At 73.1% G+C, this 10,824-nt stretch carries 7 protein-coding genes and 1 tRNA gene; 3 read left to right on the top strand and 5 right to left on the bottom strand.

From position 1 onward, the window contains the following. Nucleotides 1-316: 316 nt before the first annotated feature. From QUG93_RS12695 to QUG93_RS12675, 5 genes are all read right to left on the bottom strand, one after another. Nucleotides 317-3,106: a non-ribosomal peptide synthetase gene (locus QUG93_RS12695; protein ID WP_289474416.1), complete on the bottom strand. Its 2,790-nt coding sequence runs from the start codon at nucleotides 3,104-3,106 to the stop codon at nucleotides 317-319. A gap of 235 nt (nucleotides 3,107-3,341) precedes the next feature. Continuing rightward, nucleotides 3,342-4,451 carry a fatty acid desaturase family protein gene (locus QUG93_RS12690; protein WP_289474414.1) on the bottom strand — a complete coding sequence of 370 codons (1,110 nt, stop codon included), beginning with the start codon at nucleotides 4,449-4,451 and terminating at the stop codon, nucleotides 3,342-3,344. A 239-nt stretch (nucleotides 4,452-4,690) separates the two neighbouring features. Further along, nucleotides 4,691-4,764: transfer RNA gene (locus QUG93_RS12685), tRNA-Pro, on the bottom strand. A 163-nt stretch (nucleotides 4,765-4,927) separates the two neighbouring features. Beyond that, entirely contained in the window at nucleotides 4,928-5,548 is a 621-nt protein-coding gene (locus QUG93_RS12680) for a DUF2238 domain-containing protein (protein WP_289474413.1), read from the bottom strand. Further along, entirely contained in the window at nucleotides 5,536-6,369 is an 834-nt protein-coding gene (locus QUG93_RS12675; RefSeq protein ID WP_289474412.1) for an endonuclease/exonuclease/phosphatase family protein, read from the bottom strand. Before QUG93_RS12675 ends, QUG93_RS12680 begins: the two co-directional genes overlap by 13 nt. Nucleotides 6,370-6,439: 70 nt before the next feature. On the opposite strand from QUG93_RS12675, the gene QUG93_RS12670 reads away from it, so the two are divergent. The 3 genes from QUG93_RS12670 (at nucleotide 6,440) to QUG93_RS12660 (ending at nucleotide 10,801) form a co-directional block, all read left to right on the top strand. Beyond that, on the top strand, nucleotides 6,440-7,978 hold the full coding sequence (locus tag QUG93_RS12670) for a hypothetical protein (protein ID WP_289474410.1): 1,539 nt from the start codon (nucleotides 6,440-6,442) through the stop codon (nucleotides 7,976-7,978). A gap of 80 nt (nucleotides 7,979-8,058) precedes the next feature. Then, nucleotides 8,059-10,227, top strand: coding sequence for a RecQ family ATP-dependent DNA helicase (locus tag QUG93_RS12665; RefSeq protein WP_289474407.1), 2,169 nt, complete (start codon nucleotides 8,059-8,061; stop codon nucleotides 10,225-10,227). 46 nt (nucleotides 10,228-10,273) lie between these two features. Beyond that, nucleotides 10,274-10,801, top strand: coding sequence for a hypothetical protein (locus QUG93_RS12660; RefSeq protein WP_289474405.1), 528 nt, complete (start codon nucleotides 10,274-10,276; stop codon nucleotides 10,799-10,801). Nucleotides 10,802-10,824 lie beyond the last annotated feature (23 nt).

Below are 10,824 nucleotides of genomic sequence, written 5' to 3'. Positions count from 1 at the left end.
TCGTGGTGGTGTCAGCCATGGTGTGCTCCCTTCGATGCCCGCCAGGACACGTTCCCAGCGGTTGCTGTTCACGGATGAGACGGGCTGCCACCGAGGATCGTCACGTCCCCCGTTCTGTGTCCGGCAATTCCCCAGGAAACGGGCTTCACGGGCCGATCCTGTCCCCCGTACAGGCCCGGTCGGGCCGGTCGTGGTGCGCAACCGGACAGTGGCGGTGCGCCAGCGCACCCGGCCGCCGCGGTCGCCGACGGAGCCGACGACGGACGGGAGGCGGCGCACCCGTGGGGTGCACCGCCTCCCGTCCGTCCACAGCCGCTCAGGCGGACGCGAGCCGCTCTGCCAGGAGGGTCGCGACCTGCGCGACGTGCGGTTCGCGCAGCAGCGAGCTGTGCTCCGCGTGGACGCGGACCTCGTCGACGTCGCCCCGGAGGAAGCGTGCCCAGCGGGCCGCGCCGGACTCGTTGCCGTCGGCGACGACGAGGGTGACCGCCCCGCGGTACGTCCGGGGCTCGTACCCACGGGACACGACCAGCGCGTGGTCGAAGAACGCCCGGAACTGGCGCTGCCCGTCCCACCGGAAGACCCCCGCTCCGTAGGCGCGCGCGTGCCGGCCGAGTTGCCCGAAGGGAGCGACGACACGGCTGCGGAGCGCAGCCGTCCGGTCGGCGATGCGCCGGAGCGCTCCCGGGACGGTGCGCGGGGCGGGACGGCCGAGGTCGAGTTCGCCGAACTCCACGACGTCCGCCTGCTCGGCCGCCTGCTCCGGCAGGTAGGTGTCCAGGAGCACCACGCGCCGCACCTCGTGGCCGGCCTCGGTCAGGATCGCGGCCATCTCGAGGGCGACGAGCCCGCCGAAGGAGTGCCCCACGAGCGTGTACGGACCGCGCGGCTGCACGACGCGCACGAGCTCGATGTACCGGCGGGCCATCGCACGGACGCTCCAGTCCGGCACGGAGCGCCGCTCCAGGCCGTGCTGCTGGAACGCGTGCACCGGGCGGTCCCCCAGGTGTCGCGCGAGCGGGACGTAGGTCAGCGCGAGTGCACCGGCACCGGCAATGCAGAAGAGCGGCTCGGCGTCGTTCCCGTTCCGCTCGGCGAGCGTGACGATGTCCGGGTGGCTCGGCGTCGCCGCGGCGCCGCGGCGGATGCGCGCGGTGAAGGTGCGGAGCGTGGGGTGCTCCAGCAGCTCGGCGGACGGCAGGTCGACCCCGAGTCGGTCGGCGACGGCGGCCAGCATCTCCTCGGCGGACAACGAGTCACCGCCGAGCGCTGCGAAGTCGTTGTCGAGGCCGACCGCGGGGAGCTCGAGCGGACCGACCGTCGGCAGGCCGAGCACCTCTGCCCAGATCTGCCCGACGGCGAGCTGCCACTGGTCGTAGGTCTCCTCTCCGATCTCCGCGCCGTCCTCGCCGACGGTGGTGCCGAGTGCCGGGGCCTCGGGCAGCTGCGACCGGTCGACCTTGCCGCGCTCGTTGCGGGGCAGCGCCGTGACCGGGACGATCGACGTCGGCACCATGTAGTCCGGCAGCAGGTCGCGGAGGGCCTTCCGGATGGCGGCGGGCGACGGCGATCGTCGACCCGGTCGGCTGACGACGTACGCGACGAGCCGGGTCGGGGCCGGCGGGGCCTTGACCGCGACGACCACGGTCTCCTGGACGGCGTCGACCGTCCGGAGCGCCGCCTCGACCTCGCTCGGCTCGACCAGGTAGCCGCGCACCTTGACGGCGTCGTCGGCGCGGCCGAGCAGCGTCAGCATGCCCTGCTCGTCGAAACGGCCGAGGTCACCGATCGCCCACGTCGGGGTGCCGTCCGACGCGGTGCCGGCACGTGTGGCGGTGACGTCCGGGGCACCCCAGTAGCCGCTCGTCATGGCGTCGGAGATGCAGACGACCTCGCCGCTCTCGCCGACGTCGGCGAGCGAGCCGTCCGGACGACGGACCTCGATGCGCTTGCCGGTGACGATCCTGCCGGACGGCACGCTGCGCTCCGGGACCGGATCGGTCGCGCGGATCTCGTTCACGGCGTAGACCGCGGTCTCGCTCGACCCGGTCCAGTTGCAGAACGACGTGTCGGGGCCGAGCAGCGGACGCAGTCCCGCGATGTCCGCGCCGGTCACGGCCTCGCCGACCGTGGCGACGATCCGCAGGGCACGGAGCCGGTCGTCGGACCGGTCGAGGGCGCCGGTCATCGACCGGACCAGGTGCGGCGTCGTGTGCAGGGTGGTGAGTCGCGCGTCGTGCACCCACGACACCAGGCGGTCGACGCCGGTCCGACGCGGGTCGGCGACGTGCACGGACGAGCCGGCGAGCAGGGCGGACAGGACGAGGGTGAAGCCCGCGGCGAAGCCGTGCGGGAGCACCGAGGCGACACGGTCGGCGGGTACCAGACGGAAGGACTCGCGCTGTGCCACCGTGTCGACGACGATCTGCCGGTGCGTCATCGTCACACCCTTCGGCGCGCCGGTGGACCCTGACGTGAAGATGACGACCATCGGGTCGAGGCCGCCGCGGTCGCGGGCGCCGGGGACGACGGCGATGTCCGCCCCGGACGTCGCGGCCGTGCGCGCCTCGGCCACCAGGTCGTCGAACGACAGGAGGCGGCCGTGCTCGGGCACGAGGGCGGCCGCACGGTCGGCGTGCTCGGCGTCCGCGACGACGTCGACGATCCCGGCGAGCGCCATCACGTGCTGCAGCCGGGCCTCGGGCAGGAACGGGTCGAGCGCGACGACGACGCGGCCGGCGTGCAGGAGACCGAGGAGCGCGATGACGGACGCGGAACCGTGGCCGACCATCGTGCCGACGGGCACGGGCGCTCCCCCGGGTTCCGTGCCGACCCCGCGACCGGTGCGGTCGTCGGGCGTCAGGCGCTCGTGGAGCAGGAGGCCGAGGGCGCGTGCCGTCCGGTCGAGCTCTCCGTGGGTCGTCTCACCGTGCTCGTCGACGAGGGCGAGCGATGCCGGCGCACGGTCGGCGACGGCGGCGAGGCCGTCGAGGACCGAGGTCTCGACGGCCGGTGGCGTGGCCAGGCCGGCGTCGGTGACGCTCGTCAGGTCGTGGTGGGGAGCGCGCTCCGGCGTCGTCCCCGTCGTGTCGCTCGAGATGAGCATGCGGCCCCGTTCACCGTGCTGCGGACTGTGGTCGCAGCCGACGCTAACCCGGGACCGCCCCCCGCACGGGGGTCCGTGCGGGAACCCGCGCAGACCTGCGACATCCCGCAGGCGGCGGTCCGGGAGGGCGGATGGACGGACGGCGTGGCACGACGAACGGCACCTCGCACCACGGTGTCCCGTGGAACGAGGTGCCGTTCGAGAGCCGGCAGGTCGCGCCGCCCTGCGGGGTGCCTCAGTGGATGCGGAGCTGTGCCACCATCGGGCAGGCGAAGGGATCGCGCGCCGCGAGGCCGACCCGGTTGAGGTACCGGACGACGATGCCGTACGACCGCAGCAGCGTCGTCTCGGTGTACGGCACCTCGAGGGTGTCGCAGTGCTCACGGACGAGCAGGCGGGCCTGCTTCAGCGCCGGCCGCGGCATCGACGGGAACAGGTGGTGCTCGACCTGGTAGTTCAGGCCGCCCATCAGGAACGACACCCACCAGCCACCGCGGATGTTGCGGGAGGTGCGGACCTGCCGCGAGAAGAAGTCGACCTTGGCGTCGTGGGCGATCGTCGGCATGCCCTTGTGGTTCGGGGCGAACGACGCGCCCATCATCACGCCGAACACCGCGAGCTGCACACCGAGGAAGGCACACGCCATCCCGAACGGCAGGAACCAGAACACGATGGTCAGGTAGATGCCGAAGCGGGCGACGAGCAACGAGCCCTCGATCCACCGGTGCTTCACGTCCGCCTTGGTCCCGTTGCCGGTGACGATCGACACGACGGCGTAGCGGTGCAGGTTCAGGCCCTCGAGCGTCAGCAGCGGGAAGAAGAGCCATCCCTGGAACCGCATGAAGGTGCGCATGAGCGGGCCACGGACGGCTGCTGCGTCCTCGGGGAGGAAGCGGATGCCGTCCGGCGTGATGTCCGGGTCCTTGCCGACGGTGTTCGGGTTGCCGTGGTGGCGGGTGTGCTTGTTCATCCACCACGAGTAGCTCAGGCCCACGAGGAACGTGCCGAGCCAGCGGCCGGCGTGGTCGTTCCACTTCTGTGAGGTGAAGACCTGGCGGTGTGCTGCCTCGTGCGACAGGAACGCGAACTGCGTGAAGAGCACGCCGAGCGCCCCGGCGACGATGAGCTGGAACCAGGATTCGCCGAGGAACGCGAAGGCGACCCAGGCGAGCGCCAGACCGGCGACGAGGCTGCCGAAGAGCGACCAGTAGAACCCGGTGCGTCGGCGGAGCAGCCCGTTCTCCTTCACCTGCGCCAGCAGGGCGGAGTAGGTCGAGGTGCCGTTGCGGCTGCCGGTCCCGGGGCGGGTCCGGGTGTAGCCGGGAGCGAGCGGAGTGGTCGTCATCGTGGACCGACCTTCTGTGGTGAGCGATCCTTCGACCGGTCCGGAGAGTTCACGCATCCGCGCTTCCTGGCACCGTAGGGCACGGAACCGGGAGAACGCCTGTGCGTCCACCTCGTATCCGGGGAACGCGAGGGGCGGGGCCGCACTCACCGGCGGGAACACCGGAACGACGAACGGCCGAGCGGCTGGACATGACGGAAGCCCCGACAGGACCTGCGTTCCGTCGGGGCTTCTTCCGGTCGGGCTGACAGGATTTGAACCTGCGACCCCTTGACCCCCAGTCAAGTGCGCTACCAAGCTGCGCCACAGCCCGTGAGCCCTGACGGGCTCGGAGCCCCGTTGCCGGGACCCCACCGCCGCGTCCGACCGGAGCGCGAGCAGCCCGTCAAGCATAGCGGACGCCGGAGCCTGCTCGTGCCACGGCGCGTCGCCGTCCTTGCCGCGTCGCCGCCCGTGCCGCGGCGACACAGCCAGCGTCACCGCTTCGGCGAGCGCTGCGTCCCGTCTCGAGGCGGGTGCACGATCTCCCGCTCCGCCGCCAGCCACGGCAGCGCGAACCCGACGAGCAGCCCGCCGAGCCCGTCCGCGGCCAGGTCGCCGATCGTGTCGTCGTACCCGACGTAGATCGCCGAGTCGACGAAGTTGTGTCCGAGCCACTCGCACATCTCCCACACCGACCCGATCGCGAGCCCGACGGTGAACACCAGGAGCGACACGGTCACACGCCCCGCGTCCGGCGCGTGCGGCACGAGCCGCAGGTCCGCGGCGATGACCGCGAGCAGCGCCGCGAGCAGCCCGGTCAGCACGACGTGGATGAGCTTGTCCCAGAGGAACACGGAGGTGTACCACTCGAGGGCACTCGACCACCCGGCGACGAGCACGAGCACGCAGACCGCCGTGTCGAACGCCGGACGGAGCCCGAGCATCCGCGGGAGGACCACGCCGAACAGCGCGAGCGACATCACGGCGAACGAGGTGCTCCCCCAGCCGATCGTCGCCACGGGGATGCTCACGAGCGTCAGGACCCGCACCACGTCCGCCGGCAGGAACCGCCGCCGGAGGAAGGTCAGCCCGAGCGAGCGGATCACGAGGCCCACCGCACGACCGCATGCACGGCCGCGTGGTCGGACGGCCACACGCCGTCCGGCCGGCGCACGTCCACGGCGACGCGGTCGACCACGGCGTCCTCGGTCACGAGCACCCCGTCGATCCGCCGGCCCCCGACGCGTGGACTCCCGTAGTGCGGGTACGTTCCGTAGGCCTCCCCCACCTGCCTGGAGGCTCGTCCCCAGCTGTCGACCACCCCCGCCTCCGCCAGTGCGCGCCAGGGCGCCGACCCGGCCGGGCAGTTCCAGTCGGCCATGACGACGGCGGGCAGGCGGCGCTCGCGGACGATCCGCCCGAGCAGCTGCGCGCCGCGCAGACGAGCCCACGGCGAGGCCACGTCGAGGTGCGTGGCGACCGCCGCGAAGTGCGTGCCGGTGGCGCGGTCGCGCACGACGGCGCCGACCGCGTGCCTCGGGAACGCGGTCGCCCAGGACCGCGAGCCGGGTCGGGACGGCGTGCGGGACAGCGCCCAGGTCCGCCGTTCCACGACGTCGAGCCGCTCGCGGTCGAGGAACAGCCCGACCGCCTCGCCACCGCCGCGCGGTCCGCGTCCGACGACCACGGGCTCCCAGCGCGACCCGAGGGTAGACGTGAGGTCCGCGGTCTGGGTGGGCAGGGCCTCCTGGACGGCGAGGACGGTGGGCTCCTCGGAGGTGACGAGCGCGACCACGGCGTCGCGGCGGTGCTCCCATGCGTCCGGGTGACCCACCGGTCGCGGCACGCGCCGCCGCACGTTGAGGGTCGCGCAGTGCACCTCGGGTGCGACGACGCCTCCGATGAGCGGGCGGTCGTCGTCGGGTGCTGGTGGCATGCCTCCTGTCTACGAGACGACACCCGTCGGATTCCCAGGGTGTCGTCCGGCACCTCCGTATGGTGGCCCGATGCGTTCCGGTCGTCCCACCCGTGTCCTGCTCGTACTCTCGGTCTCGGGGCTGCTGCTCGGTGCCGCCGGGTGCACGTCCTCGGAGCCGGAGCCGACCGTCGCGCGGCTGGCGAAGGCCGCCGCAGGGTCGGTGGCGGTCGCTGCGCAGGACGACGCTTCGGCTCGGTCGGTCGCGACGAGCCGGGCGCTGTTCGCGTCGGCTCCCGGTGCGGTCGTCGCCCCGGCGTCCGATGCGGCCGCGGTCGAGCAGGCGGCGAGCGCCGCCCGCTCGGCGCACGTGCCCGTCCTGCTCACCGACGACGACGGCGACGCCGGTGACGGCGGCGCCGGCGACGGCACCAGCGCCTCGGCCAGCGCGACGTCCCGTGGCGGTGGCGAGGTCGGCGAGGAGCTGCGGCGGCTCGGTGCCGACTGGTACCAGGCCGAGGGCGACGTGTCGGTCGACACCGACGTGGCGGAGCAGGACGCGCCGGACCGGGGCGACGCGCCGGGGTCGAGCAGTGCCTCCCGTCCGGCGACGGTCGTCGTGGCGGACCGCGACGCGGACGCCGCGTCCGTGGCGACGGCGGAGGCGGCCGGAGCCCGCGTGGTCGTCATGCCGGACGGCGTGACCGACCCGGCGGCGGCGCCCGACGTGGTGACGGCGCTGCACGAGCGCGCGGAGCACCCGACGGTGCTGGTGGGGACGGCGTTCGGTGACCTGCCCGACCCGGAGTGGACCGTGCGCGCGGCGGAGAGCGGCTGGCAGCTGCCCCACGGCGGACAGCGTCCGTTCGACGGGCACCGGTACGTCGCGCTCTACGGGGCACCCGGAGCGCCGGTGCTCGGCGTGCTCGGCGAGCAGGACCCGTCCGCGACCGTCCGTCGGGCCGAGTCGACGACGAAGGAGTACGACGGCCTCGGGGACGAACCGGTCACGCCCGCGATGGAGGTCATCGCCACCGTCGCAGCGGGCGACGCCGGCGCGGACGGGGACTACTCGACCGAGCTGCCGGCGTCGTCGCTCGAGCCGTACGTCGACGCGGCGAGCGACGCCGGGATGCCGGTCATCCTCGACCTGCAGCCGGGGCGGTCCGACTTCCTGTCACAGGCGAAGCGGTACGAGTCGCTGCTCGCGAAGCCGAACGTCTGGCTCGCACTCGACCCGGAGTGGCGACTGACCGCGGACCAGGTGCCCCTGCAGCAGATCGGCAGCGTGTCGGCGTCCGAGGTGAACGAGGTGTCCTCGTGGCTCGCCGACCTGGTGCGGTCGAAGGGGCTGCCGCCGAAGGCGTTCGTGCTGCACCAGTTCCGGCTGTCGATGATCCAGGACCGGTCCTCCCTCGCGTCGCACCCTGAGCTCGACGTCCTCATCCACGTGGACGGGCAGGGCTCGCAGCCGGACAAGCAGGCGACGTGGAAGGCGCTGCACCAGGACGCACCGGAGGGCGTGCACTGGGGTTGGAAGAACTTCTACGACGAGGACACGCCGATGCTGACGCCGGAGCAGACGATGGCCGACGTGCAGCCGACGCCGTCGCTGATCACGTACCAGTAGCGGCGTCGCGTCCTGTCGTGGTCTCCACGGCCTGGAGGGACGGAGCACGGTGCGTCGGCGGGTGCTGACAGCATGGGGTCATGTCTGGTCTCGGTGTCGGTTCGTCCGTCGGCTCACCTGCTCCTGCGGCGGCCCCGCCGTCCGCCGAGATCGCTGCGGAAGCACAGGCGGCCCTCGCCGCCCTGACCGGGCGTCCGGACGCGGTCTTCCACCCGGGGCAGCTCGAGGCGATCTCGGCGCTGGTCGAACACCGGCAGCGCGCCCTCGTGGTGCAGCGCACCGGATGGGGCAAGTCGGCCGTGTACTTCCTCGCGACGCTGCTGCTGCGGCGACGTGGCGGCGGCCCGACCGTGCTCGTCTCGCCGCTGCTGGCCCTCATGCGCGACCAGGTCGCCGCGGCCGCCCGCGCCGGCGTCCGCGCGGTGTCGATCAACTCCGCGAACGCGCACGAGTGGGCCGACACGCAGGCGGCCCTCGCGCGTGACGAGGTCGACGTGCTCCTCGTCTCCCCCGAGCGGCTCAACAACCCGCGCTTCCGCGACGAGCAGCTGCCGACGCTGATCGCCCGGATGGGGATGCTCGTGGTGGACGAGGCGCACTGCATCTCCGACTGGGGACACGACTTCCGCCCGGACTACCGTCGGCTCGCCGAGCTGATCCGGTCGCTCCCCTCCGGCGTTCCGGTGCTCGCCACCACCGCCACGGCGAACGAGCGCGTGGTCGAGGACGTCGCCGAGCAGCTCACCGCCGGCCCTGATGCCCCGGTCTTCACCATCCGCGGTTCGCTCGCGCGTGCGTCGCTGCGGCTCGGCGTCCTCACGCTGCCCGACGCCCGACAGCGCCTCGGGTGGCTGCTCGCGCACCTCGGGGACCTGCCCGGCAGCGGCATCATCTACACGCTGACCGTCTCGGGGGCCGAGGACATCGCTCGGCTCCTGCGCGAGAACGGGTACGCCGTCCGCGCCTACACCGGGCGGACCGACACCGAGGAACGCGAGCAGCTCGAGCAGCAGCTCAAGGGCAACGAGCTCAAGGCGCTCGTCGCCACGAGTGCGCTCGGCATGGGCTTCGACAAGCCGGACCTCGGGTTCGTCGTGCACGTCGGTGCACCCTCGTCGCCCGTCGCCTACTACCAGCAGATCGGTCGCGCCGGCCGCGCCACCGACAACGCCGACGTGCTGCTGCTGCCCGGCCGCGAGGACCGCGAGATCTGGCAGTACTTCGCGAGCGCGTCGATGCCGACCGAGGCCCGGGCGTCCGCCGTGCTCAGCGCGCTCTCCACCGACACGGCGATGTCGACCGTGGCGCTCGAGGGCCTGGTGGACATCAAGCGGTCGACGCTCGAGCTCCTGCTCAAGGTGCTCGACGTGGACGGCGCCGTCCACCGCGTCGCCGGAGGATGGGTGTCGACCGGTCAGGCGTGGCAGTACGACGCCGCGCGCTACGAACGCGTCGCCGCCGCGCGCGAGGCCGAGGCAGCCTCGATGCTCGCGTACGAGTCCACCTCGGCCTGCCGCATGCAGCTGCTGCAGCAGGACCTGGACGACCCGTCTGCCGAACCGTGCGGGCGTTGCGACAACTGCGCCGGCGTCTGGTACCCGACGTCGATCTCGGAGTCGGACACCTCCGGTGCGGCCGCCGCGCTCGACCGGGTCGGCGTCGAGATCGCGCCGCGCGCCCAGTGGCCGTCCGGCATGTCCTCGCTCGGCGTGGCCGTGAAGGGGAAGATCCCGGCCGGTGAGCTCGTCGAACCGGGCCGGGCCGTCGCCCGGCTCACCGATCTCGGCTGGGGCGGGCCGCTCCGCGCGCTGTTCTCCGCCACCACTCCGGACGGTCCCGTGTCCCGCGAACTGGTCGACGGGTGCATCCGCGCTCTGAAGGACTGGCCCTGGGCCGAGCGTCCGACCGGTGTCGTCGCGATGTCCTCGCGGTCGCGGCCGGAGCTCGTCGGGTCGTTGGCGCAGGCGCTGGCGTCCATCGGGCGGCTGCAGTTCCTCGGGACGCTCGGGCGGAGCGGCGGGGAGCCTCGAGGGGACGGTGCGACGAACAGCGCCTACCGGCTGGCCGGGGTGTGGGACACGTTCGTGGTCGATCCCGCACTGGCCTCGGCGCTGGGGTCGCACCAGGGGCCGGTGCTGCTCGTCGACGACCTGGTCGACAGCCGGTGGACGGTGACCGTCGCCGGGCGGGAGCTCCGGCGTGCCGGCGCCTCGGCCGTGCTGCCGTTCGCGCTCGCCACGGTGGCGTGAGTCCACCGGCATCGAGGGTGCCGCCGGCTCGTGTCAGGATGGGCGGGTGACGGAACGACGGGGGTCGACGATCGACGAGGGGTGGTCCGCCACTCCTCGCATCACGGGCGGTCTGGCAGGGGTCGAAGCATCGCGTGGTCCGAACGCTGCTCCGGCCTGGTCCACAGCAGGGCAGGGGTCGAACGCGCTCGTCCGTGACCGTCGCGACGGCCATCAGCGCGACGCCGGACCGCTCGGCGGGTCGTCCCTCGCCCTCGCCATCATCGCGATCGGGGTCGGCGTCCTCGGCACCACGGTCGGCGTCTTCTGCGTCGGCTTCATCACGATGTTCGGCGCGCCCCTCGACGTCACGCAGCCGGCGATGGCCGGGTTCGCGTTCTGGGGCACCGTCGCGACGGCGCCCTTCGTCGTGGCGTCCGTCGTCCTGCTCGTGGTGGGGGTGTGCCGTCAGCCCCGGTCGTGGTGGTGGCTCGCGCCGTCGTTGTTGAACGCCGCGACCCTCCTCGGGCTCTGGGTCGCCGTGTCCTTCTGGTACCACCCCGGAGTGCACATCTCGTCGGACTTCTCGTCCTGACCCGGGTGCCGGATCCGGTCCGG

The organism is Curtobacterium caseinilyticum (assembly GCF_030363035.1).
Taxonomy (GTDB): Bacteria; Actinomycetota; Actinomycetes; order Actinomycetales; family Microbacteriaceae; genus Curtobacterium; species Curtobacterium caseinilyticum.
This window is presented reverse-complemented; position numbering and strand designations above follow the sequence as displayed.

Coding starts and splice junctions, on each gene's coding strand:
- QUG93_RS12695 (WP_289474416.1), bottom strand. CDS start 3,106: ATGCTCATCTCGAGCGACACGACGGGGACGACGCCGGAGCGCGCTCCC.
- QUG93_RS12690 (WP_289474414.1), bottom strand. CDS start 4,451: ATGACGACCACTCCGCTCGCTCCCGGCTACACCCGGACCCGCCCCGGG.
- QUG93_RS12675 (WP_289474412.1), bottom strand. CDS start 6,369: ATGCCACCAGCACCCGACGACGACCGCCCGCTCATCGGAGGCGTCGTC.
- QUG93_RS12670 (WP_289474410.1), top strand. CDS start 6,440: ATGCGTTCCGGTCGTCCCACCCGTGTCCTGCTCGTACTCTCGGTCTCG.
- QUG93_RS12665 (WP_289474407.1), top strand. CDS start 8,059: ATGTCTGGTCTCGGTGTCGGTTCGTCCGTCGGCTCACCTGCTCCTGCG.